Source organism: Nocardia sp. X0981 (genome assembly GCF_977089955.1).
In genome coordinates this window covers 3,526,350-3,548,362 of sequence record NZ_OZ372435.1, presented here as the reverse complement: position 1 = coordinate 3,548,362, position 22,013 = coordinate 3,526,350, and the positions used below count along the sequence as shown (strand labels likewise).

Genomic DNA, 22,013 nt, shown 5'->3' with positions numbered 1-22,013 from the left:
CGGCGATCCGAAAGCCGGTGCGCGACGGTGGGTCACGCCGCGCATTTGGCATTCGGCGGGGCCGGCGGTACGGCCACGATACCGGCGGCCACATCCACCAGGTAATCGCGATCGACACCGACGGGTTCGGTACCCAGCACGAGACGTTCCACCACGCAGCCCGCTTCGAACAGGGCCGGACCCACGTTGTGGCGGCCCGGTTCGACCACCCCGTGCAGCGTGCGGCCGCTGGCGATGGAGTACAGCGTGCTGGGCTTACCGGCCAGCATGAGGGCGGCGCGCATCTGCAGGCTGGCCGTGTACGGCACCACCTCGTCGGCGGTGCCGTGGACGAGGAAGGCGTGCCGGATGTTCATCCGGCCCGCCTGCAGGGCCGGGGAGCGGGCGGCGTAGGCGAGTGGGCAGGCGACGGGCGCGCAGCCGCCGGCGTCGCGCTGGATCTGCGCCCGCAGCGCGGGATAGTCGGCCGCGGGGCCCTCGAAGTGGGTGAACAGATTCGACGGGCCGAAAGTGTCCACCCAGTAGTCGAACAGGCCTGGGGGACCGTAGGCGGCGGCCAATCCCGACGTCATGGCGCCCTGGCTCCAGCCCCACAGGATGGTGCGGGCGACCCCGGGATGTGTGCCCTTGTACCACTGGGTGGCCGCGACCAGGTCCTGCCAGCCGGCCCACAGGTTCCATTCCCCGGTACGCCACTGCGCGCTACCGCGCATATCCATGGAGACGATCGGGGTTGCGGTGCGGGCGGCGATGGCGGTGAGGTACTCGGAGTACTGGGCGGCGGACCCGTTGTGCCCGTGGGCGGCCACCACCAGAGTCCGGGCGGGGGTACAGCGGTGGGGTTCGAACAGCAGACCGGTGGCCTGTTCGCCGTCGACCGGTACCGAGATGGGACGGGTCTGCACCGTACAGGGCTGCGCCGCGGCTGCCGGCACAGCGGCCAGCAGACTCGCCATCAATGCCGGAAGCAGGACTCCGGCCACATAGCTCATTCCGCGTCTGCTCATACTTTCGAATATGGCATGCGCGGGGCCTCCGGTGCGGGAACCGCGCTGAGCCGGTCGGTATTTCGTGCTCGCGGGCTTGCTGTCGGACCTCGCCGATAGCATCCGCCCATGCTTTCGATCACCGAATCGCAGCGGCGTGCGCGGCTGGGCATCCGGCACCGGCTGGCCGCCGGGTACCGGCACGACGATGTCACCGATATCGTGCGCTCGCTGGTGGTGCTGCACGCCACCGACCCCGCGACCGTGCACCTCTCCGTAGCGGCCCGGGGACGCGATCTCGGTCCCGCGCAGGTGGAACGGGCACTGTACGAGGAGCGGACACTGCTGCGCATGCTGGCCATGCGGCGCACCATGTTCGTCGCGCCGGTGGAAACGGTTCCCGTACTGCACTCTTCGTGCGGCGGCGATCTCGCGGCCGCCCAGCGGCGCACCTACGCACGCTATCTGGAGCAGGCGGGGATCGGAAACGGTGATGCCGCGGGATGGCTCGCCGAGGTGGCCGAGCGGACCCATCGGGCGCTGCTCGCCCGGGGCAGCGCCACCGGAGCACAGTTGAGCGAAGACGTTCCGGATCTGCGCACCCAGGTGAACACCGCTCCGGGGAAATCGTATTCGCGGCCGACGAACATCACCAGCTGGGTCCTGCTCCTGCTCGGGGTCGAGGGGCGGATCGTGCGCGGGCGGCCGGACGGCACCTGGTCGAGCAGTCGGTATTCGTGGGCACCGGTGGAAACCTGGTTGCCGGCACCTGTCGCCGAGCTCAAGGTGGAGCAGGCACGGGCCGAACTGGTACGGCACTGGCTGCGTGCGTTCGGCCCCGCGCCTGTCGCGGATATCACCTGGTGGACCGGATGGCCGCTGGGCGCGGTCCGCAAAGCGCTCGCCCGGCTCGATATCGTCGAGGTCGATCTCGGCGCAACCACCGGTCTGGTGCTCGCCGACGATCTGGAACCGGTGCCGGTACCGCCGCCGTGGGCCGCCCTGCTGCCCGCGCTGGATCCCACTCCGATGGGCTGGCAGGCCCGCGACTGGTATGTGGGTGAGCACCGGTCGCGACTGTTCGACCGCAACGGCAATATCGGCCCCAGTATCTGGTACGACGGCCGGATCGTCGGCGGCTGGGCGCAGCGCCGGGACGGGGAGATCGTCACCCGGCTGCTGGAAGATATCGGGGCCGAGGCCGCGGCGCTGGTCGAGGCCGAAGCCGAGCGGGCCGCCGGATGGTTCGGCGAGATGCGGCCGATACCCCGGTTCCGGACGCCGCTGGAACGAGAGCTCACGGCGTGAACCGGGCTGGGCGCACGTAGATTGTCCAGTATGCGAATTCGTGAATTCCGGGATGCCGACCGCGCGGCGTTGCGGCGGTTGTTCGCCCGCGCCGGAGCTGGTTCACCGACCGAAAGTCTCTGGGGCGATCCGGATTCCGAGGCCGATATCTATCTCGTGCCGTACATGGACCTGGAACCGGCGTCCCTGTTCCTGGCCGAAGACGGCGGTGCGCTGGTCGGTTACCTCACGGGCTGTGTCGATACCGCCGCTTTTCCGAGTGAGGCGAAGCGAATAGAACGGGCCATCCGCCGGCACCGCCTCGTCCTGCGGCGAAGACCGGCTGCCTTTTTCGCGCGCAGCACCCTCGACGCGGCGGCCGGCGCCCTGCGCCGCGCCCCGGCGGCCGGGGAAATCCACGATCCGCGCTGGCCCTCGCATCTGCACATCAATATCGCGCCCGAAGCCCGCGGTACCGGCGCGGCCGAGGGGTTGATGCGGCGCTGGTTCGAACGGCTCGCCGCGACGAATTCTCCCGGTTGCCATCTGCAAACCCTGGTCGAGAACACCAGGGCGGTTCGGTTCTTCGAGCGGATGGGGTTCACCGCCTACGGCCCCACTCCCGTGGTGCCCGGGTTGCGTTACCGCGGCGCCCGGGTTCATCAGCGAACCATGGTCCGCGACCGCTAGAGCGGACGGAGTTCCGGTTGCCCGACGTTTCGGGCGGCCCCACCCCGGGCACGCGCCGATACTCATCTTCCGGTGTGGTCGTCGAGGATCCGGGTCAGCAGGCCGATGAGGGTGCGGCGCTCGGCACCGGAGAGGGCGGCGAGCAATACGTCCTGCGCCCGGTCCAGCCTGCGGTCCAGCTCGGCCAGATGTCGCGCGCCCTCGTCGGTGAGAGTGACGATATTGCGGCGGCGGTCCGCGGGATCGGCCGTGCGCTCCGCGTATCCGCGGGCGACCAGGTCGTTCAGTACCGCCACGATATCGCTGCGATCGATCCCGGTGCGACGGCCGAGTTGGGCTTGGCTGGCCGGGCCGCCCTCGTTCAGCGTGGTGAGTACCGCGTAGTGATACCGGCGCGAACCCGTATCGGCCAGCGCCTGTTCGGTGGCCCGGTCCGCGAGTAGCGCCGTCTGGTTTATCAGCCGGGTGGGCAGCGAACGCAGCCGGCTCGGAACTCCCTCGTGCGAGGTCTTCATACCGGCAATGTAGCAATAAACCATTGGCAATCCCAACGATCATCGCTATCGTGGGATACACCAACATTGGTTTACCCAATCAATATCGGGAAAGGACTCTCGTGAAAACTCGGTTCCGCCTCCCGGCGTTCGCCGGACTCTTCTCCCACCACACCGGCAACGCCCGTCCCGGGCGATCCGGCACCCTACTGCGCGAACTCGCCGATCGCGCGGAACTCACCACCCTGGTGGACCGGGTCGGGCAGGCACTCGACGACGCCGATTTCGCGCGGTTCCGCACGATCTACACCGCGGATGCCACCGCGCGAAGCCCGGGCGGCGAGGCCAGCGGGCTCGCCGCGCTCATCACGCAGGCCGGCCGCAATCACTGTCCCGACAAACGGATCCAGCACTTCATCTCCGGTATCTCGATCGACCTGGCCGGTGATCGAGCCGATATCCGGGCGAACCTACTCGCCGTTTTCGCCCCGAAGAGCCCCGATGGGACGCTGCCCGCGCCCGGCTACACCCTCGGTGAGATCTATCGCTTCACCGCCCGGCGCACCGGTGCCGGTTGGCGGTTCACCCGGGTGGAATCCACCCCGACCTGGGCCGTGGGCACCCGGTTCTGATCCGCTCCAACGAGCCCCGAGCGTGCGCACCGCTCCGGCCCGGCACACCGGCGCGCGGATCAGCCCGCGGCCCACGGCGCCCGTACCAGCGCGGCGAGATCCTCCTCCACGAGATCGATATCGAAAACTTCGGCAAGCACCTTGGGCAGCTCCGAAAGCTCCAATTCCCGTGTGCTACCGGTGCCGTCGACGTACTCGGTGGTCAGCGTGCGACCGTCCAGGACGTGATGCGCATCGGGGAGGAAACGCTGTACGAACGGACGCCGGGTGAACGGCGACCGCGGCGAGGTCGCGACGAAATGGTTGCCGACCTCGTAGTCGATCCGGTACTGCGGTTCGAGGGTGAAGGTGTAACGCTCCAGCCAACGGCCACCCGAGAACTGGTGTAGTGCCCATTGTTCGGTGTCGAGCTCGCCCCGCGTCGATTCGAGCCGGAAACGCCGTCCGGCGAGCTCGAATTCCGCCGGACTGCCGACGAGCGGGTACGGCTCCGCCGGACCGTCCCCGAAACCGACATCGGCCAGCCACGCCCGGTCGTCATCGGTCACGGTGACGCGCAACAGGGCATGGGTGGCCGGCCGTAGCTCTCCGGACCCCATGGTGACACGGCCCGACAATCCGGTGATACCGAAGCCGAGCCGCTCCAGTGCCGCCGCGAACACGGTGACGTTCTCGTAGCAGTATCCGCCGCGCCGCCGCCGGATCAGTTTGTCCTGCAGGGTTTCCAGATCCAGCGGTACCGGACGGCCCAGCACCGCCTCCAGGTTCTCGAACGGTATCGCGGTGGTGTGCGCGGCGACCAGCGCCCGCAGCGCGGCCAGCGTGGGCGTCCGCGGTCCGTGATAACCGATCCGTTCCAGGTATCGGTCCAGGTCCAGCTCCGCACCGTTCCAGTGGTAGGCGGCATCGGCCGGTTTCGGCATGGTGATCCTCGTTTCCCCGGGGTCTCGCCACCAGCAACCGTGCGAACCCGGCGAATGTTCCGGACCCTGCCGGCTCCCTACATATCGAGTCCCAGATCCAGCACGCGGACCGAATGGGTCAGCGCACCCACGGCGAGGTAGTCGACACCGGTACGCGCGTAATCGGCCGCCATATCCAAGGTGAGCCCCCCGGAGGATTCCAGTTTCGTCTCCGGAGCCGTCGCGTTACGGCGCTGCACCGCGGCCTGGGTCTGCCAGAGCGGGAAATTGTCCAGTAGGACCAGTTGCACGTTTTCGGCGAGCACCGCGTCGAGCTGATCGAGATCGTCGACCTCGACCTCGCATTCGATCTCCGGGGCGGCCGTGCGCACGGCCCGCAGAGCGTTCACCACCGATCCCGCCGCTACGACATGGTTGTCCTTGATGAGCGCGGCATCGCCCAAACCCATGCGGTGGTTGACCCCGCCCCCGGCCCGCACCGCGTACTTCTGCAGTGCCCGCAGGCCCGGCAGGGTCTTGCGGCTGTCCCGGATCCGGCAGTCCGTCCCGGCGACCGCGTCGACCCAGGCGGCGGTGGCGGTGGCGATACCGGAGAGATGGCACAGCAGATTGAGCACGGTGCGTTCCGCGGTGAGCAGACCACGGGTCGGCGCGACCAGCCCGAGCACCGTCTGCCCGGCCGCGATCCGGGTACCGTCGGCCACCCGTTCGGTGATCTCGTAGCCGCCCGCGCCGATCACCTCGTCCAGCACCAGCAGCCCGATATCGATACCGGCGACGGTGCCTGGCTCCCGCGCGACCACCGCGGCCTTCACGGCGGCCTCGGCGGGCACGGTGGCCGTCGTGGTGATATCGGGCCCGTACCGCAGGTCCTCGTCGAGCGCGGTGCGGATGAGACCGCGAACCTCCTCGATATCCAGTCCGGCGTCCAATGTCATGGTCAACTCCTCGTATCCTTTTCCGCCACCGGATGCGCACGGCCCGCCGGGGCCGCGCACCCCGTCACGACGGCGCCGCCAGCGGTGTCGGTTCGGCCACCACCCGGGGCATACCCGCGGCATCCAAGCGCACCACGATCGGATGAGCGAGCTCCGCCACGGGCGACGGATGGTCCGAACGGGTGTGGCAACCGCGGCTCTCGGTGCGCGCGCGGGCGGCGAGCAGTACGGCGCGCGCGGTCACGGTGAGCGCGGCGTCCTCGAGGTGCGCGACGAGAGCCGCCGGGGCGGGGTATCGCGTACCGGCCGGATGGACCGGCGCGCCGGAACCGGCGGCGCCGAGATCGCGCGCCGCCCGGTCGAGGCCGGTACCGTCGCGGACCACGGCGGCGTATCCGGTCATCGTGCGCTGTACGAGCGGGCGGGGCAGCGCCGCCGGGAGCACGGCGGGAACCGCGGGTACCCCCGCCGGTTCGCCGAGCCGTTCGATCGCCGCGCGGCCCGCTCTTTCGCCCATCACCAGACCTTCGAGCAGGCTGTTGGAGGCCAGCCGGTTCGCCCCGTGCAATCCGGTGCGCGCCACCTCCCCCGCCGCGTAGAGTCCGGGAACCGCGGTGCGTCCGTGCAGATCGGTGAGCACGCCCCCGCACTGGTAGTGCGCGGCGGGCGCCACCGGGACGAGGTCGCGGCCCGGGTCGAGACCCGCGGCCCGGCAGGACGCGGTGATCGTGGGAAAACGCCGGGAGAAATCGGGTATTCGCCGGGCGTCCAAATAGACGTGATCCACACCGAGCAGCCGCATACGGGCAGCGATCGCCCGGGACACCACATCGCGCGGCGCCAGATCCCCGCGGGGGTGCACCCCGGCGGTCACCGACTCTCCCCGCGAATCGACGAGCCGCGCGCCCTCACCGCGTACCGCCTCGCTGATCAGCGGCTGCCGCCCGACACCGTCCGGCGAGTACAGCACGGTGGGATGGAACTGCACGAACTCCAGATCCGCCACCGCCGCCCCGGCCCACAGCGCCAGCGCCACCCCGTCTGCCGTCGCTCCGGCCGGATTGGTGCTCAACGCGTACAACTGCCCGAGCCCGCCGGTGGCCAGCAGGACGGCGGGGGCGTGCACGAGCCCGAGACCTCGCCCGGACACCGCGACCACCCCCCGCACACCGGCCGGCCCGGTGACCACCTCGAGGACCGCGGTCCCGAACAGCACGGGCAGACCGGCCGCCGAGAGCGCCCGCTGCACTTCCGCGCCGGTGGCGTCGCCACCCGCGTGGATGATGCGGCGGGTGCTGTGCCCACCTTCGCGGGTGCGTGACACCCGGCCGTCGCGACCGAGGTCGAAGACCGCGCCCAGGTCGGTCAGGGCGGCGACCGCGTCGGGTCCGCCTTCGACGATGGAACGCACCGCATCGGGATCGCACAGCCCGCCGCCGGCGGCGAGCGTATCGGCGACATGGGAGTCCACCGAATCCCCGTCCGGGGCGACCACCGCGATACCGCCCTGCGCGTACTGGGTGGCGGTATCACTGGGACCGCCCTTGCTGAGGATCAGGACCCGCAGACCACCACGGGCCGCGGCGCGCGCCGCGGTGAGCCCGGCGACCCCGCCGCCGATGACCACCAGATCGGCCCGGGCCTCCCATTCGGGGGCAGGCCCTTCCGGGCGCGTTACACGCTCGTCGCGCACCGCGATCACCCGTGTTCCGGGTGCGGTACGGCGCCCCGGCCGCTGGGCGAGCGGTTCATTCCCCGCCGCCGGGATTACCGATCTCGATCATGCGCTGCACCGAATGCCGAGCCAGAGCGGCGGTTTCCGGGTCGACGTGCACCTCGTCGCGATTCTGGTCCAGGCAGCGCAGCAGCGCGGCGGGGGTGATCATCTTCATGTACTTGCAGGCGGCGCGCTCGTTCACGGCCCGGAAGTCGATCTCCGGCGCGGCCTTGCGCAACTGGTGCAGCATCCCCACCTCCGTGGCGACCAGCACCTGGTTCGACTTCGCCGCCCGGGCGGCGTCGATCATGCCGCCGGTGGAGAGGATGTGCACCCGGTCGGCGGGGAATTCTCCCTCACCGGCCAGGTAGAGCGCCGAGGTGGCGCAACCGCATTCGGGATGTACGAAGAGTTCGGCGTCCGGATGCGCCCGGGCCTGGTCGTTGAGTTCGTCCCCGTTGATCCCGGCGTGCACATGGCATTCGCCCATCCAGATGTGCATGTTCTCCCGGCCGGTTTCCCGCTTCACATGCGCGCCGAGGAACTGGTCGGGCAGGAACAGTACCTCGCGGCCGGGGTCGATGGAGGCGACCACGTCCACGGCATTGGAGGAGGTGCAGCAGATATCGGTGAGCGCCTTGACCGCCGCGGTGGTGTTGACATAGGACACCACCACCGCATCGGGGTGTTCGGCTTTCCAGTCGCGCAGTTCCTCGGCGGTGATCGAATCGGCCAGCGAACACCCGGCCCGCTGATCGGGGATCAGCACGGTCTTGGCGGGGCTCAGGATCTTGGCGGTCTCGGCCATGAAGTGCACACCGCAGAACACGATGGTGTCCTCGGGCGCCTCGGCCGCGATCCGGGACAGCGCCAGCGAGTCACCCACGTGATCGGCCACGTCCTGGATCTCGGGCAGCTGGTAATTGTGCGCGAGAATGGTGGCGTTGCGCTGCCGGGCCAGGCGTTTCACCTCGGCCGCCCATTCCGGGGTCGCCTCGATCCCGGTATAGCCTGCCGGCCCGTCGCCGATCCGCTCCCGCAGTGCGGTACCCGGCGCCGGGGCCAATTCCGCTCCCATCGTCGCCATGGTCGCTCCTTCCTTCGTACGACCGGCAACCCTGCCGATTCGCACCCAACGAGGTTTTCGACTTATGATCGAAAACGTGGACCAGTTTAGCACCATCCATGAATCGCTCACCGCGGTGTTCCAGGTTCGCCGCTTCCCCGATGACGTTCGCGCAGGTGAGAGCGGTCACAAGGACGCCGCGGCCGGACGCCGCTCCCCCGGCGGGCGCCGCGAGCTCGCCGTCCTGCTGTGGCAGCGAGCACTGGACCCGCAGCGCGGCACCTGGTCGCTGCCCGGTGGCCGGCTACGCAACGACGAGGATCTGGACACCTCCGCCCGTCGCCAGCTCGCCGAGAAGGTGGATGTGCGGGAAGTGGACCATCTGGAACAGCTGTCGGTGTTCAGCGACCCCGACCGCGTGCCCGGACCGCGCCGGATCGCCTCGGCCTACCTGGGCCTGGTTCCGCTCACCGCCGACCCCCGGCTGCCCGCCGATACCTCCTGGCACCGGGTCGCCGCACTACCGGAGATGTCGTTCGACCACGGCACCGTGGTGCGGCACGCCCGCGCCCGCCTGGCGGCGAAACTGTCCTACACCAATATCTCCTTCGCCCTGGCGCCGGACCGGTTCACCATGTCCACCCTTCGGGAAATCTACTGTGCCGCATTGGGTTACGAAGTGGACACCACGAACCTGCAGCGGGTGCTCACCCGGCGGAAGGTGATCACCCCCACCGGCGACACCGCGGCTCCCGGCCGGGCCGGTGGGCGCCCGGCATCGGTCTACCGCTTCACCGATTCCGGGTTACGGGTCACCGACGAGTTCGCCGCGCTGCGACCCCGCGCCTGAACGACCCCACGGGCGGTCTCCGGTACCGGGCCGGCCGGTTGCGCGCAGCGGAGCGGACGCTCAGGTCCGCATCTCCGGACGCGGTACCGGCGGACGACGGCGTCCGGGCACGAGCCGGCCCAGCCCCCAGACGGTCAGTTCGACGAGCCAGAACAACACCAGGAACACGGTGACCACGACCGTCGGAATCGCCAGGAAGAGGATCGAAAACACCGCGATCACCGTGAACACCGCGAATGCGGCCGGGGAGATACCCCGCAGCCCGCTGCCGAACCGCACCGCCGTCCACATCATCCAGCGCCGCGGGAACGAGACCCGGCATTCGCGCAGCGCCCGCCGGAACAGGCCATCGGCGTCGACGACACTCACCACCCCCGACCGGAGCAGGAAGTCGTGCAGGATCGCGGCCCGGGTGTAGACCCCGTAGCGGGGAATCAGCCACACCACCGGCCGCGGTACCGAGGCGAAATCGGTACGGAACCCCACCGGCACCTCGAATGTTTCGTCGGCACCGTCGTAGCGCAGCGGTTCTCTGAGTTTCCAGAACGTCCCGTCGATCTCCTCGACCACGAGCGCACTGGTGAACACCACGGCGTTGTCTCCCCTGTCGTGCCGGCGAATCCGCTCAGCCTACGGCCGGCCGCGACGATCCGCACGCCGTCCGCGGCGCAACAGGTTGCCACACCGGCATTCCCGTAATCGCCACGTGAATGCCGTATACAACCGTGCCTCAGCCCGAAACGGGCGGCGGTGGCTCCTTCGAGGAGAGGGCGCCGGTAGGGACGGTCCCGGTGGTGGAGGCCGCTTGGGCCGGCGGTTCCGCGACAGGTTCGCGCCGGTCGGCGCCGTACTCGTGGCCTGGATCGGTATACGGCTGGGCACGCGAATCGTCGAAGGGACTCGTCCAGCCGGTGCCGAGATCCTCGGTGGTGCTGAGCCCGGCGAGCAGCAGGATCACCAGCGCGGCGGTCAACGGCTGCACCACCAGCGCGAGCGGGCTCTCCAGCTCGACCGGAAGCGTCACGATCTGCCCGACGGGCGGATCGTGCGGCCGGGGGTTGTCCCAGGCATTGACGGTTTCCCCCAGCCGGGCCATCAGCCAGGCCCCCACCGCGGAGCCGAGCAGCAGACCGGCGGCCTGGATCGGGCCGCGCATCCGCCGCCACCGCCAGGCTCCGACCGCCGACAACAGTCCGGTGACCGCCCCGATGCCGGTGAAAACGGCCAGCGCGTCGAAACGGTGCAGGCTCTCCCCCACCAGCGCCGCTCCGCGCCCCGGCTGCACGACGAGGACCCGTTCGGTGGGCGCCAGCACCCCCCAGATCACCCCGGCGAGCAGACTCGCCGCTGCCACCGCGAACAACAGGACGACGGCGGCACGCAATTCCCGGCGCGCCCCGGACCAGCGCACTCCCGCCACCACCTACCGCCGTTCCAGTGCGGCGGAATCGATACGACCGTGCCGCGAGCAGGTCGCCCACCAGCCGTCGGGGTCGATCTGCACGACCATCCGGCGGCCGCAGTGCTCGCAGAATCGTGGTGGTTCCAGGCCCAGCTCGACGGCCCGGGAAGCCGGTTCGTCGCTCCCGGGCACCACCCGCTTGCCCGTGAACGGGTTGTAGCGCTCGTCCATAGGGCCGACAGTACCCACGGGCTCCACCTCTCCGCGGCTGACGCCGCCGATCAGAATGTCTCGTTGAGTGCCTTGATCGGCATCTCGAGTTTGCCCAGCAGGTCGAGATCGCGTTCGGCCGGGCGGCCCAGCGTGGTCAGATAGTTGCCCACGATGACGGCATTGATACCGCCGAGGATGCCCTGTTCGGCACCGAGATCGCCCAGCGTGATCTCGCGGCCGCCGGCGAAACGCAGCAGGGTTCGTGGCAGGGCCAGCCGGAATGCCGCGACAGCGCGCAACGCGTCCGCGGCGGGCAGCACCTCGAGATCACCGAAGGGGGTGCCCGGCCGCGGGTTGAGGAAATTCAGCGGAACCTCGTCGGGTTCCAGTGCGGCCAGATCGGCGGCGAACTCGGCGCGCTGTTCCAGGGTTTCGCCCATACCGAGGATGCCGCCACAGCAGACCTCCATCCCGGCCGCGCGCACCATCCGCAGGGTGTCCCAGCGTTCTTCCCAGGTATGCGTGGTGACCACGTTCGGGAAGTACGAACGGGCGGTCTCCAGATTGTGGTTGTAGCGGTGGACGCCCATGGCGGCGAGCCGATCGACCTGGTCCTGGGTGAGCATGCCGAGTGAGCAGGCGACCTGGATGTCGACTTCGTCGCGGATGGCCGCCACCCCGGCGGCGACCTGCGCCATGAGCCGTTCGTCGGGCCCCCGGACCGCGGCGACGATGCAGAATTCGGTGGCGCCGGTCTTGGCGGTCTGTTTCGCCGCCTCCACCAGGCTCGGTATATCGAGCCAGGCCGCCCGGACCGGCGACTGGAACAACCCGGATTGGGAGCAGAAATGGCAGTCTTCCGGGCAGCCACCCGTTTTCAGGCTGATGATGCCTTCGACCTCCACTTCCGGTCCGCACCATTTCATCCGCACCTCGTGGGCGAGTTCGAGTAGCGCTTCGAGCCGATCGTCGCCGAGTCGTAGCACCTCGAGGGTCTGTTCCCGGGTGAGCCCGATACCGCGTTCGAGCACCTGTGTCCGCGCGCCCGCGAGCACGTCTGCGGTATCGCCGGAATCGGCTGGGGTCCTGACGGGTGCCTGGGTCACTGGGAATCCCTTCGTCCGGAGGGTCGTATCCGTCCCGGAGGTTCCGGAACGCGAACTTGAACGGCGTTCAGGGAAGAGTAGCGTCCAGGATTGAACGGCGTTCAGGCTGGGGTAGCGTCAGGAGCAGCCGAAGCGCCACCAGGAGGATCGAGCAGTGCAACTACACCGTGCCGATGTCGTGGACGGGGCCATCGCCATCCTCGACCGATACGGCCTCGCCGACCTCACCATGCGCCGTCTCGCCGGGGCGCTACGGGTGCAGCCCGGCGCCCTGTACTGGCACTTCCCCAACAAACAGGCCCTGCTCGGCGCCGTCGCCGACCGGATCCTCGCACCGATGGAGCAGCCGGTATCCACCGGCGACTGGGCGGGCGCGCTCACCGAACTGGCCCACCGGCTGCGTGACTGCCTGCTCACCTATCGCGACGGCGCGGAACTCGTCTCGGCCACCTACGCCTCCCGCCTCACCACCAGCAGGGGCCGGGAACGTTTCGCGGATGCGGTGGTCCGCGCCGGGATGCCCCGCGAGCGGGCCGAACTCGCCGCCTACACCCTGCTGTACTACGTGCTCGGCCATACCGTCGACGAACAATCCCGTATGCAGATGGACTCGGCCGGCGCCCTGCCGGATTCGGATACGCGCGTACCGGGCGAGGCGCCCACCGAGAGCCCGGACCCGACGGCCCGGTTCGATTTCGGCCTGCAACTGTTCACCGCGGGGATCCGGCACAGCCTCGGCGCGGATATCCGCTGACCCCGGCGGATATCGCCCTCGTCCGGGCACCCGCCCACCTTGAACACCGTTCAAGTATGGTGCCCTGGTGACCTCCGACCCCCTGTCCTGGCTCGACGACCACGCCACCGACCGCACGGCCGCCGGACTCCGCCGGCACCTGCGCCCCCGGCCCGAGCGCGCGGTGACACTGGATCTGGCCTCCAACGACTACCTCGGACTGAGCCGCCACCCCGAGGTCGTCGACGCAGCGATCGCCGCGGTCCGCCGGTGGGGCGCGGGAGCGACCGGGTCCCGGCTGGTCACCGGCACCACCACCGAGCACGAACTCCTCGAAAAGGAACTGGCCGCGTTCACCGGATTCGCGGCCGGACTGGTCTTCTCCTCGGGATACGCGGCCAACCTCGGCGCCGTCACCGCCCTGGCCGGACGCGGATCGCTGATCGTCTCCGACGCCGGATGTCATGCCTCGCTCGTGGACGCCTGCCGCCTCTCCCGGGCTCGGGTGGCGATCGCACCGCACCGCGATACCACCGCGGTCGCGCGGTTACTGGCCGAACGCACCGAGGAACGCGCCCTGGTGCTCACCGATTCGGTGTTCAGCGCCGACGGCGATCTCGCCCCACTGGCCGAACTGCACCGGATCACCCGCGCGCACGGCGCCGTACTGCTCGTCGACGAAGCCCACGGACTGGGGGTACGCGGTACCGGCGGGCGCGGCCTGGTCCACGAGACGGGCCTGGCCGGAGCTCCGGATGTGGTGGTCACCGCGACCCTGTCCAAGGCGCTCGCCGCCCAGGGCGGGGCGGTACTGGCCGGCGAACGGGTACGCGCGCACCTGATCGACACGGCCCGCACCATGATCTTCGATACCGGGCTGGCGCCCGCCGCGGTCGGCGCGGCCCGGGCGGCCCTGGCCGTCCTGCGCCGCGATCCCGGACTGAGCCGCCGGGTACTCGACCGCGCCGCCGATATCGCCCGGATCGCCGGGGTGCCCGCCCCCGAATCCGCCGTGGTACCGGTGGTACTCGGCGAACCGGGCGTGGCCTACGCCGCCGCGACCGCCTGCCGCGACCGCGGTCTGGAGGTGGGCTGTTTCCGGCCGCCGTCGGTCCCCGAAGGCACCTCGCGGCTGCGGATCACCGCCCGCGCCGACCTCTCGGCCGCCGACCTCGCCACCCTCACCGCCGTACTGACACCGATCCTGGACCGCGCCCGGGAAAACCAGGTGACGCCGGTATGACCCCGCTGCTGATCACCGGAACCTCCACGGAGGTCGGCAAAACCGTCACCACCGCCGCGCTGGCCGCCACCGCCCGCGCGGCCGGACACACCGTCGCGGTGTGCAAACCCGCGCAGACGGGGGTCGCGCCGGGCGAACCCGGCGATCTCGCGGTCGTCGCCGCGCTGGCGGGGGTCGACCGGACCGTCGAACTGGCCCGCTACCCCGACCCGCTCGCCCCCGATACCGCCGCCCGCCGGTGCGGTGCCCCACTGCTCACTCTCGCCGGAACCACCGCCGCGGTGGCGGGTCTCACCGCCGATGTGGTGCTGGTGGAAGGCGCCGGCGGCCTGCTCGTGCGGCTCGGTGAATTCACCCTGCTCGACCTGGCCCGCGAACTCGCGGCGCCGGTGCTGGTGGTCAGCGCGCCCGGACTCGGCACGCTCAACCACAGCGAACTCACCGTCCGGGCACTTCAGCAGGCCGGAGTGGACTGCGCCGGACTGGTACTCGGCTCCTGGCCGCGGCAACCCGATCTGGCCATGCGAACCAACCGCGTCGATCTGCCGCGGGTCACCGGCACGGAGGTGGTGGGTGCCGTACCCGCCGGGGCGGGCTCGTGGACTCCCCAGCGGTTCCGGGCGGCCGCGCCGGGCTGGTTCACACGGTCCTGGGTGGAACATCGTCTCGGTGTACCGGATTCGGGAATTCGCCCGGTGGGCGACGGCACCGCTCCCTAGAGTTCCGGTAGGGCCGAATCCCGGACCGGCCTCCGGCGACCCCACCGGCCGACAAGGAAAACACCGTATGCGTCTCGCCCAGCCGATCGATCCCGATCCGGCCGCTGCCGCGACCGCACCGCTGTGGCGGGCGGTCCAAGCGTTCCGGCTGGTCACGCTGCTGTACGCGGTGGGGCAGCAGATCGCCTCCGTGCAGTACTACCAGAACCAGCGGTTGAGCTGGGTTTTCATCGCGCTCATGGTGATCTGGTCCGGTATCTCGGCGTTCCTGCTGGCCCAGTGGCATACCGCCGATACCGTCCGCACCCGGACGCTGGTGGCGCTGGGGGACCATATCGTGGTGCTCGGCCTGATCGCCGCGACTCCGCTGGTCGCCGATTACGCCTGGTACCACGGTCATCAACCGCTGCCCACCACCATGTGGTCGGCCAACGCGGTGATCTCGGCCGCCATCCTGCGCGGTCCGGTGGCGGGCGTGGCCTCGGGCCTGCTCGTCGCGGCCACCATCATCACCATGCGCGAGCAGTGGGGGCAGGACGTGTGGGCCGATGCGACCGCACCGGTCCTGGTCTCGGTGGGGCTGGCGCTGGGCCTGGCCGCGAACACCGCTCGCCGGGCCCAGGAACAACTCCAGCACGCGGTACGGCTCACCGCCGCCGCCGAGGAACGCGAACGGCTGGCCCGTCAGGTACACGACGGGGTACTGCAGATCCTGTCCTACATCAAACGACGCGGCACCGCCATCGGTGGCCCGGCCGCGGAACTGGCGCAACGCGCCGGTGAGCAGGAGCTCGCCCTGCGGCGGCTCATCTCCGAACAGGGCGCGCACACCGATACCGGCGACACCACAACCGATCTGCGCCCGATGCTCACCGCGCACACCACCCCGCGCGTGGTGGTCTCGACTCCCGGCGAACCCGTACGCATCGGCCGCTGGACCGCTCAGGAGATCACCGCCGCGGTCGCCGCGGCCCTGACCAATGTCGAAGCGCACGCCGGTCCCGGCGCCCGGGCCTACGTCCTGCTCGAGGACACCGGAACCGAATTGATCGTGAGCGTCCGCGACGACGGCGTCGGTATCGCTCCCGGCCGGCTGGCCGAAGCGGAGAGCGAGGGCCGGATGGGGGTCTCCCGGTCGATCACCGGTCGGATCGCCGCCCTCGGCGGCACCGCCGAACTACTGACCGCGGGAGTGGTCGGGGAAGGCACCGAATGGGAATTCCGGATACCGCGCGGCTGACCGGCGCCGGACTCCGCGGCCGTAGCGCGGGCCGTCTGGCAGGATGAGGCGGGCACCCGCACCCGGGAGGAACGGCGTGAGCGAGCAGGCGGCGGAAACGATTTCGGTGATGGTGGTCGACGACCACCCGATCTGGCGGGAAGGGGTGTCCCGCGATCTCACCGAGGCCGGTTTCCGGGTGGCCGCCACGGCCGAGAGCGCCGCCGCGGCGGTCCGGCGCGCCACCGCGGTCCGGCCGCAGGTGGTGCTGATGGATATGCAGCTCCCCGACGGGAACGGGGCCCAGGCCACCGCCGAGGTGCTACAGGTGTCCCCGGACAGCCGGGTACTGGTGCTCTCGGCGTCCGGCGAACGCGACGATGTACTGGAAGCGGTGAAAGCCGGAGCGTCCGGCTATCTGGTGAAAAGCGCCTCGGCCGCCGAACTCGTCGCCGCGGTACGCGCCACCGCCGCGGGGCAGGCGGTGTTCACCCCCGGCCTCGCCGGTCTGGTGCTCGGCGAATACCGGCGGATGGCGACCGCCCCACCCGAGGCCGGTACCGCGCCCCATCCCGCCCTCACCGACCGGGAGACCGAAGTGCTGCGGATGGTCGCCAAGGGCCTGTCCGCCAAGCAGATCGCCGCCCGTCTCGGTCTCAGCCATCGCACCGTGGAGAACCACGTGCAGGCGACGTTGCGCAAACTCCAGCTGGCCAACCGGGTCGAACTCACCCGCTACGTGATCGAACAGGGCCTGGAGGGTCCGGACGGGTAGTGCCACCGCCGGGAAACGGGTAGATCCCGGCACCGCGCCGAGTAGTTCTACTCATCCCCCGGACGGTCCCGCCGCCGACCATCGACATATGACGACTTCGATCGATCCGGCGCTGGTCGCGCGCCTTTCCGGGGAGTTCACCACACTCGCCGGCGAATTCACCGCGCTCGGCAGCCAGATGAACGCACTCGGCCGCGATCTGGACACACTGCATCGAAACGTGCGGGGGGCGGACGGCGCCCGCGAACCCCTCGCCGACGCCGGCGGGGAACCGGTCACGGGCCCCGGACCGGTGCGCCACGGCACGCCCCGGCCCGACGCGCGCGCGGAGAAGGACCGGGACACGCCGGCCTCGGAAACGGCGGCGGCCGAACGGGGCGAGTCCGCGGAGAAGCCGACGCCGGAACGGACTCCGCCCTCGTTCGCCGGAACGGATACGGAGGCCGAGCCCGGGGTGCGCGGCGGCGGGGTGCGCGCCCCGGGCCCGGCGGACCCGGCCGCCGCGCCCGGGGCGACCGGCTCCGCCCGGCCGGAATGGGATATCGCGGCCCGGGCACCCGGGGGACCGCCGCATCCGGCCGCGTGGGGCGCTCCGAGAGCCCAGATCCCACCGCCCCGGCCGTGGTACCCGGCGGGCGCGCCCGCCGGGTACCCGCCGGGTGCCGTACCACCGCCACCCCCGCCCGGGGGGCCGGGTTTCCGCACCGGCCGTCCGGTACCGGCCGGGCCGCGGACGCCGTGGTGGCAGCGCGAAGGTGTCATCAGCCGGGTTCTCGCGGTCGCGGGCGTGGCCGTCACGCTCATCGGTGTGGTCATGCTGCTGGTGCTCGCGGCGCAGGCCGGGGTGTTCGGCCCGGTCCCGCGCGTGGTGGCGGGGGCCGCGTTCTCCGCCGCGCTCGTCGGCGCGGGGATGCGGGTGTACCACCGCAGCGGCGGGCGGGTGGGCGGCGTGGCGCTCGCCGCCACCGGCTTCGCCGGCGCGTACCTGGACGTGATCGCGGTGACGACCATCTACGACTGGCTGCATCCGGTGCCCGGTTTCGCGGTGGCGCTGGGGGTCGCCGCCACCGGCGTCGGCCTGGCCGTCCAGTGGCGCTCCCAGGCCCTGGCCGTGCTCGTGGTCGCGGGCGCGGCGGTCCTGGCCCCGTTCGTCACCGTCCAGCTGCCGCTGCTCGCCTTCCTGATCATTCTCCAATTGGCCTGTGTGCCGGTGCAGTACCGGCACGACTGGCCGCTGCTGCACGTGGTGCGCACGGTCCCGGCGGTGCTCGCCACTCAGCTCGCGATCGTGGTCGCGGTCTGGGAGACCCCCCATACCGGCCGCGCGCTCCAGGTACTCGCCGCGGCGGTGGCCGTGGCGGCGATCGGACTCGTGGGCACGGTGCTGATCGTGCGCAAGCGCCCCGGCGATCTCGTCGCCACACTGAGTTTCGCGCTGTCCACCACACCGCTGCTGGCGGCGCCCGCTCTCTTCGACCGCCCGGGGTCCACGGTGCTCGCCGCGGTCTACGCGGCGGTCCTGCTGACGGTTGCCCTCACCCCGCTGCTGCCCGCCGTCCGCGGTACGGTCCGCATCCCGGGTCATACCGCGACCGTCGCGGCTGTCGCCGGTTCCTTCGCGCTCTTGGAGGCCTGCTGGGGCGTCACCACCGGCGCCACCCTGCCGCTGGCTCTGTTCGGTGTCGCGGCGGGCTATCTGGGGGTGGCCGGTCAGGCCCGCAACCGGGTGGCCGCGCTGCTGGGCGGCGGCTACGCGGCGCTCGGCGGTCTCGCCTTCTTCGCCGACGCCGATCCGCAGACATTGGCCGGCCAGTGGCGGGCCGTCCACGAGCTGACCGCGGGAACCGCGGCCTCGGCCGCCGCCGGACTGGGCGTGGTGGCGGTGGCGCTGTGGGGGTCGCGCCGGCTCACGGGTCCCACGGCCGACGACGCCGGGATGACACTGTTGTGGACCGGGGCCGGTGCGGCCGCGCTCTACCTGGTGACCGCCGCGACCGTTTCGCTCGGAGTGGTTTCCGGCGCCGCGGAAGGGTTCGTCATCGGCCACAGTATCGCCACCATCGTGTGGATGGCCGGTGCGCTGGCCGCCATTCTGTACGGCCTGCGCACCGTACGCGCCGGAACGCCCACCACCGCCCGGATCGCCCTGGGTTCCGGGCTGCTGGTCACCGCGGCCGCCCTGGCCAAACTGTTCCTCTTCGATCTGGCCACGCTCGACGGTCTCGTCCGGGTCGCGGCGTTCCTGGTGGTCGGCATCCTGCTGCTCGTCGCCGGAACGCGCTACGCCCGGGCCTTCGCCGAGACCGGCGCGGGCACCACGGCGCCGGCCGGGGGTCCGGACGAGGACGGCGTACCGCCGACTACCGAGAAGCGCTGAATCCGCGGCGGTTCCGGCCGGGGACGGCGTGTCCCGGCCGGAACCGGCCGTTCAGGCCGAGGTCCGGGCGGCGGCGACCATGGCGGCGGTGACGGTGGCGATATCGGCGCTATCGCTGATGAACGGCGGCATCGCGTAGATCAGGTCGCGGAAAGGCCGGAGCCAGGCTCCGGCCTCGACGGCGGCCGCGGTGGCCGCTCGCATATCCACCGGGTGGTCGAGCTGGATCACCCCGATTCCGCCCAGCACCCGTACCTCGGCCACGCCCGGCAGGTCCCGGGCCGGCGCCAGCCCCGCGCGCAGCCCGGCCTCGAGGCGCGCCACCTCCCCGCGCCAGTCCCGCGAGAGCAGCAGTTCCACGGAGGCGACGGCGACCGCGCAGGCCAGTGGGTTACCCATGAAGGTCGGTCCGTGCATGAGCCCCCCGTGCGCGGCACTGACCGCTTCGGCGATCTCGGTGGTGCACAGGGCCGCGGCCAGGGACATGTAGCCGCCTGTGAGGGCCTTTCCCACGCAGAGGACATCCGGGCGGACCCCGGCCTGCTCGGCGGCGAAAAGGGTGCCGGTACGGCCGAACCCGGTCGCGATCTCGTCGAAGACGAGCAGCACCCCGTGTTCGTCGCACAGACGGCGCAGGTCGGCGAGATAGCGGGGATGGTGCCAGCGCATACCGCCCGCGCCCTGTACCACGGGTTCCACCACGATGGCGGCGAGCTCGGATGCGTGCCGGGCCACCGCCGTCTCGAGTTCGCGCACGTACTCCTGCCGGTACTGCCGGGGCGGTGCGGAGACGAAGACCTGTTCGGCCACGATATCGCGCCACAGCGTGTGCATACCGCCTTCGGGGTCGCAGACGCTCATCGCCGTGAAGGTGTCGCCGTGGTAGCCGCCACGCCAGGTGAGCAGCCGGCGTTTGCGCGGTTGTCCCACCGACCGCCAGTACTGCAGGCACATCTTCACCGCGACCTCGACCGATACCGAGCCGGAGTCGCAGAGGAAGACCTTGTCCAGGCCGGCGGGGGTGTGCCGCACCAGTAGTTCGCACAACCGGACGGCGGGTTCGTGGGTGAGGCCGCCGAACATCACGTGACTCATCCGCCGGGACTGTTCCAGCAGGGCGGCGTCGAGCACCGGATGCCGGTAGCCGTGGACGGCGGCCCACCAGGAACTCATCCCGTCCACCAGCTGCCGCCCGTCGGCCAGGGTGAGCCGGGTACCGGCGGCGGAGGTGACGACGAGCGGTTCGGTGCTGGGGGGAAACCCCCCGTAGGGATGCCAGACGTAGCGCGCGTCACGGGCCGCTATCTGCTCGGCGGTGAGCTCTACGGGGGCGGCAGCGGTCACGGTGGTCCTCCCGGAGTCGGCGGCCGCACGGCCGCACGGCGACTTGAACACCGTTCAAGCTATCAATCCACGCCGCGGTACCCCACCTCGCTCCCGCCCCGCGGAGCCACGAGCGACCGGCCGCCGGACAGGACACGCCGGCGGGAAGACCGGCCGGCCGCGGCGGCGACCTCATTCGTCCACCGTTCGGGATCGGTCCAGCGCCACCGCCACCCGGTCGAGCAACCGGCGCAGATCCTCCATCCCCCCTTCCCCCACCTCCGCCACGACACGCTCCTCGATCCGCGTGAGCCGCTCGCTCGCCAGCCGCAACGCGGCGGCCCCCGCCTCGGTGCACACCACCTGCCGGGCCCGCCGATCGGCGGGGTCCACCCGGCGCCGCACCAGCCCGGCGCGTTCGAGCCCGCCCACCAGCTCGCCCATCGATTGCTGGGTCATCCCGGCCGCGGCCGCCAACTCTCCCACGCGCGATCCCGCCGGGTCCAGGTAGCGGAACACCGCATAGTGCGCGGGGCGTAGTTCCTCGTCCAGCCGGGGCCGCAACTCCCGGTTCAGCTCGGTTTCGACGGCCCGGGCGGCCACGGTGAGCAGTTTCAGCAGGGACGGGGCGCTGGAGGTTGACATATTATGAAGGTTACCTTTGTAATGAGAAGATGACAGGCCAGGTTCTGGAATTCCGCGGCGGACATCGCGTCACGGTGCTCGATCGGGGCACCGACGAACACGGCACCTACTTGCGGCTACGCCACGAACTGCCGCACCCCGGCCGCCAGGCCGGCCCGCACTGGCATCCGGTGCTCACCGAACGATGGACGGTCCGGCAGGGCGCGTTGCGCTTCCGGATCGACGGCCGCGAGACCACCGCCGCCGCGGGCGATACCGTGTACGCACCGGCGCGCGTAGTGCACGAATTCCGCAGCGAAGTGCCGGATACCGTGCTCGACCACGAAATCCGCCCCGCGCTGCGGCATCTGGACATGTTCGTCCTGTGGCACGCCCTCGACCGAGCCGGCGCCACCACCCGGTCCGGCGTTCCCCGCAATCCACTGGCACTCGCCCTGCTCTGGGATCTACAGGACGGTTACCTGGCCGGAATACCGGTCTGGTTGCAGCGAGCGACCCTGGGCGCGCTCACCGCGATCGCACAGCGAACCGGATACGCCCGCCGCTGGCCGGGGACCTCCACGCCGGGCTGATCGCCGCCTCGGCGACCCGCGGCCGATTCGCACCGGGATGGCGCTAGTGTTTTGTCCATGCATGCGTCCGACCCGCTGCCCTGGGTAGCGGCACCGCCGGTGA

The 22,013-nt window shown here is 70.9% G+C and carries 23 protein-coding genes; 11 read left to right on the top strand and 12 right to left on the bottom strand.

The features are described from left to right. Positions 1–32 precede the first annotated feature (32 nt). A complete protein-coding gene (locus ACYR7D_RS15795) occupies positions 33–1,007 on the bottom strand; it encodes an alpha/beta hydrolase family protein (protein WP_459545339.1) in 975 nt (324 codons plus the stop codon). Between the two features lie 108 nt (positions 1,008–1,115). Between ACYR7D_RS15795 and ACYR7D_RS15790 the strand changes: the two genes are divergently transcribed. Beyond that, positions 1,116–2,294 carry a winged helix DNA-binding domain-containing protein gene (locus ACYR7D_RS15790; RefSeq protein WP_459545338.1) on the top strand — a complete coding sequence of 393 codons (1,179 nt, stop codon included), beginning with the start codon at positions 1,116–1,118 and terminating at the stop codon, positions 2,292–2,294. A gap of 30 nt (positions 2,295–2,324) precedes the next feature. After that, on the top strand, positions 2,325–2,963 hold the full coding sequence (locus tag ACYR7D_RS15785) for a GNAT family N-acetyltransferase (protein ID WP_459545337.1): 639 nt from the start codon (positions 2,325–2,327) through the stop codon (positions 2,961–2,963). A 62-nt stretch (positions 2,964–3,025) separates the two neighbouring features. On the opposite strand, the gene ACYR7D_RS15780 is transcribed toward ACYR7D_RS15785, so the two are convergent. Next, the gene (locus tag ACYR7D_RS15780) at positions 3,026–3,478 is read right to left on the bottom strand and encodes a MarR family winged helix-turn-helix transcriptional regulator (RefSeq protein WP_459545336.1); all 453 of its coding nucleotides are present in this window, start codon (positions 3,476–3,478) and stop codon (positions 3,026–3,028) included. 101 nt (positions 3,479–3,579) lie between these two features. On the opposite strand from ACYR7D_RS15780, the gene ACYR7D_RS15775 reads away from it, so the two are divergent. Beyond that, positions 3,580–4,089: a nuclear transport factor 2 family protein gene (locus tag ACYR7D_RS15775; RefSeq protein ID WP_459545335.1), complete on the top strand. Its 510-nt coding sequence runs from the start codon at positions 3,580–3,582 to the stop codon at positions 4,087–4,089. Between the two features lie 59 nt (positions 4,090–4,148). Here the strand turns inward: ACYR7D_RS15775 and ACYR7D_RS15770 are convergent, their stop codons facing one another. The 4 genes from ACYR7D_RS15770 to nadA form a co-directional block, all read right to left on the bottom strand. Next, positions 4,149–5,012: an arylamine N-acetyltransferase family protein gene (locus tag ACYR7D_RS15770; protein WP_459545334.1), complete on the bottom strand. Its 864-nt coding sequence runs from the start codon at positions 5,010–5,012 to the stop codon at positions 4,149–4,151. Between the two features lie 77 nt (positions 5,013–5,089). Beyond that, on the bottom strand, positions 5,090–5,950 hold the full coding sequence (nadC, locus tag ACYR7D_RS15765) for a carboxylating nicotinate-nucleotide diphosphorylase (RefSeq protein WP_459545333.1): 861 nt from the start codon (positions 5,948–5,950) through the stop codon (positions 5,090–5,092). Between the two features lie 64 nt (positions 5,951–6,014). Beyond that, positions 6,015–7,643, bottom strand: a complete 1,629-nt coding sequence (locus tag ACYR7D_RS15760) for an L-aspartate oxidase (protein ID WP_459545332.1) — start codon at positions 7,641–7,643, stop codon at positions 6,015–6,017. 55 nt (positions 7,644–7,698) lie between these two features. Continuing rightward, positions 7,699–8,754, bottom strand: a complete 1,056-nt coding sequence (gene nadA, locus ACYR7D_RS15755) for a quinolinate synthase NadA (RefSeq protein ID WP_459545331.1) — start codon at positions 8,752–8,754, stop codon at positions 7,699–7,701. A gap of 64 nt (positions 8,755–8,818) precedes the next feature. Here nadA and ACYR7D_RS15750 point away from each other — a divergent pair, with 64 nt between their 5' ends. After that, positions 8,819–9,583: an NUDIX hydrolase gene (locus ACYR7D_RS15750; protein ID WP_459545330.1), complete on the top strand. Its 765-nt coding sequence runs from the start codon at positions 8,819–8,821 to the stop codon at positions 9,581–9,583. A gap of 60 nt (positions 9,584–9,643) precedes the next feature. Here the strand turns inward: ACYR7D_RS15750 and ACYR7D_RS15745 are convergent, their stop codons facing one another. The 4 genes from ACYR7D_RS15745 to bioB all read right to left on the bottom strand — a co-directional run bounded on the left by ACYR7D_RS15745 (position 9,644) and on the right by bioB (position 12,304). Continuing rightward, a complete protein-coding gene (locus ACYR7D_RS15745; RefSeq protein WP_459545329.1) occupies positions 9,644–10,174 on the bottom strand; it encodes a DUF1353 domain-containing protein in 531 nt (176 codons plus the stop codon). Between the two features lie 139 nt (positions 10,175–10,313). Beyond that, entirely contained in the window at positions 10,314–11,006 is a 693-nt protein-coding gene (locus ACYR7D_RS15740) for a DUF2567 domain-containing protein (RefSeq protein ID WP_459545328.1), read from the bottom strand. Next, on the bottom strand, positions 11,007–11,216 hold the full coding sequence (gene bsaP / locus ACYR7D_RS15735) for a biotin synthase auxiliary protein BsaP (RefSeq protein ID WP_459545327.1): 210 nt from the start codon (positions 11,214–11,216) through the stop codon (positions 11,007–11,009). 50 nt (positions 11,217–11,266) lie between these two features. Further along, positions 11,267–12,304: a biotin synthase BioB gene (gene bioB / locus ACYR7D_RS15730; protein WP_459545326.1), complete on the bottom strand. Its 1,038-nt coding sequence runs from the start codon at positions 12,302–12,304 to the stop codon at positions 11,267–11,269. Between the two features lie 154 nt (positions 12,305–12,458). Here bioB and ACYR7D_RS15725 point away from each other — a divergent pair, with 154 nt between their 5' ends. From ACYR7D_RS15725 to ACYR7D_RS15700, 6 genes are all read left to right on the top strand, one after another. Beyond that, positions 12,459–13,058, top strand: a complete 600-nt coding sequence (locus ACYR7D_RS15725; RefSeq protein ID WP_459545325.1) for a TetR/AcrR family transcriptional regulator C-terminal domain-containing protein — start codon at positions 12,459–12,461, stop codon at positions 13,056–13,058. Between the two features lie 67 nt (positions 13,059–13,125). Beyond that, complete coding sequence (locus ACYR7D_RS15720; protein WP_459545324.1) at positions 13,126–14,280, top strand: 8-amino-7-oxononanoate synthase; 1,155 nt, start codon at positions 13,126–13,128, stop codon at positions 14,278–14,280. Beyond that, positions 14,277–14,999 (top strand): dethiobiotin synthase, encoded by a 723-nt coding sequence (gene bioD, locus ACYR7D_RS15715; protein ID WP_459545323.1) that lies wholly within the window; start codon positions 14,277–14,279, stop codon positions 14,997–14,999. Before ACYR7D_RS15720 ends, bioD begins: the two co-directional genes overlap by 4 nt. Positions 15,000–15,066: 67 nt before the next feature. Beyond that, complete coding sequence (gene macS, locus ACYR7D_RS15710; protein ID WP_459545322.1) at positions 15,067–16,239, top strand: MacS family sensor histidine kinase; 1,173 nt, start codon at positions 15,067–15,069, stop codon at positions 16,237–16,239. Between the two features lie 109 nt (positions 16,240–16,348). After that, positions 16,349–16,993, top strand: a complete 645-nt coding sequence (locus tag ACYR7D_RS15705; RefSeq protein ID WP_459550179.1) for a response regulator — start codon at positions 16,349–16,351, stop codon at positions 16,991–16,993. A gap of 88 nt (positions 16,994–17,081) precedes the next feature. Next, positions 17,082–19,370 (top strand): DUF2339 domain-containing protein, encoded by a 2,289-nt coding sequence (locus ACYR7D_RS15700; RefSeq protein WP_459545321.1) that lies wholly within the window; start codon positions 17,082–17,084, stop codon positions 19,368–19,370. 51 nt (positions 19,371–19,421) lie between these two features. On the opposite strand, the gene ACYR7D_RS15695 is transcribed toward ACYR7D_RS15700, so the two are convergent. Both ACYR7D_RS15695 and ACYR7D_RS15690 read right to left on the bottom strand, forming a co-directional pair. Next, the gene (locus ACYR7D_RS15695) at positions 19,422–20,714 is read right to left on the bottom strand and encodes an adenosylmethionine--8-amino-7-oxononanoate transaminase (protein WP_459545320.1); all 1,293 of its coding nucleotides are present in this window, start codon (positions 20,712–20,714) and stop codon (positions 19,422–19,424) included. A gap of 171 nt (positions 20,715–20,885) precedes the next feature. Next, positions 20,886–21,338, bottom strand: a complete 453-nt coding sequence (locus tag ACYR7D_RS15690; RefSeq protein ID WP_459545319.1) for a MarR family winged helix-turn-helix transcriptional regulator — start codon at positions 21,336–21,338, stop codon at positions 20,886–20,888. Positions 21,339–21,367: 29 nt separating this feature from the next. Here ACYR7D_RS15690 and ACYR7D_RS15685 point away from each other — a divergent pair, with 29 nt between their 5' ends. After that, entirely contained in the window at positions 21,368–21,910 is a 543-nt protein-coding gene (locus ACYR7D_RS15685; protein WP_459545318.1) for a cupin domain-containing protein, read from the top strand. Positions 21,911–22,013: the final 103 nt, after the last annotated feature.

Bases quoted from the DNA above. Each gene is read 5' to 3' on its own strand.
- ACYR7D_RS15795 (WP_459545339.1), bottom strand. From the start codon at position 1,007: ATGAGCAGACGCGGAATGAGCTATGTGGCCGGAGTCCTGCTTCCGGCA.
- ACYR7D_RS15790 (WP_459545338.1), top strand. From the start codon at position 1,116: ATGCTTTCGATCACCGAATCGCAGCGGCGTGCGCGGCTGGGCATCCGG.
- ACYR7D_RS15785 (WP_459545337.1), top strand. From the start codon at position 2,325: ATGCGAATTCGTGAATTCCGGGATGCCGACCGCGCGGCGTTGCGGCGG.
- ACYR7D_RS15780 (WP_459545336.1), bottom strand. From the start codon at position 3,478: ATGAAGACCTCGCACGAGGGAGTTCCGAGCCGGCTGCGTTCGCTGCCC.
- ACYR7D_RS15770 (WP_459545334.1), bottom strand. From the start codon at position 5,012: ATGCCGAAACCGGCCGATGCCGCCTACCACTGGAACGGTGCGGAGCTG.
- nadC (WP_459545333.1), bottom strand. From the start codon at position 5,950: ATGACATTGGACGCCGGACTGGATATCGAGGAGGTTCGCGGTCTCATC.
- nadA (WP_459545331.1), bottom strand. From the start codon at position 8,754: ATGGCGACGATGGGAGCGGAATTGGCCCCGGCGCCGGGTACCGCACTG.
- ACYR7D_RS15750 (WP_459545330.1), top strand. From the start codon at position 8,819: ATGATCGAAAACGTGGACCAGTTTAGCACCATCCATGAATCGCTCACC.
- bsaP (WP_459545327.1), bottom strand. From the start codon at position 11,216: ATGGACGAGCGCTACAACCCGTTCACGGGCAAGCGGGTGGTGCCCGGG.
- bioD (WP_459545323.1), top strand. From the start codon at position 14,277: ATGACCCCGCTGCTGATCACCGGAACCTCCACGGAGGTCGGCAAAACC.
- macS (WP_459545322.1), top strand. From the start codon at position 15,067: ATGCGTCTCGCCCAGCCGATCGATCCCGATCCGGCCGCTGCCGCGACC.
- ACYR7D_RS15705 (WP_459550179.1), top strand. From the start codon at position 16,349: ATGGTGGTCGACGACCACCCGATCTGGCGGGAAGGGGTGTCCCGCGAT.
- ACYR7D_RS15700 (WP_459545321.1), top strand. From the start codon at position 17,082: ATGACGACTTCGATCGATCCGGCGCTGGTCGCGCGCCTTTCCGGGGAG.
- ACYR7D_RS15690 (WP_459545319.1), bottom strand. From the start codon at position 21,338: ATGTCAACCTCCAGCGCCCCGTCCCTGCTGAAACTGCTCACCGTGGCC.
- ACYR7D_RS15685 (WP_459545318.1), top strand. From the start codon at position 21,368: ATGACAGGCCAGGTTCTGGAATTCCGCGGCGGACATCGCGTCACGGTG.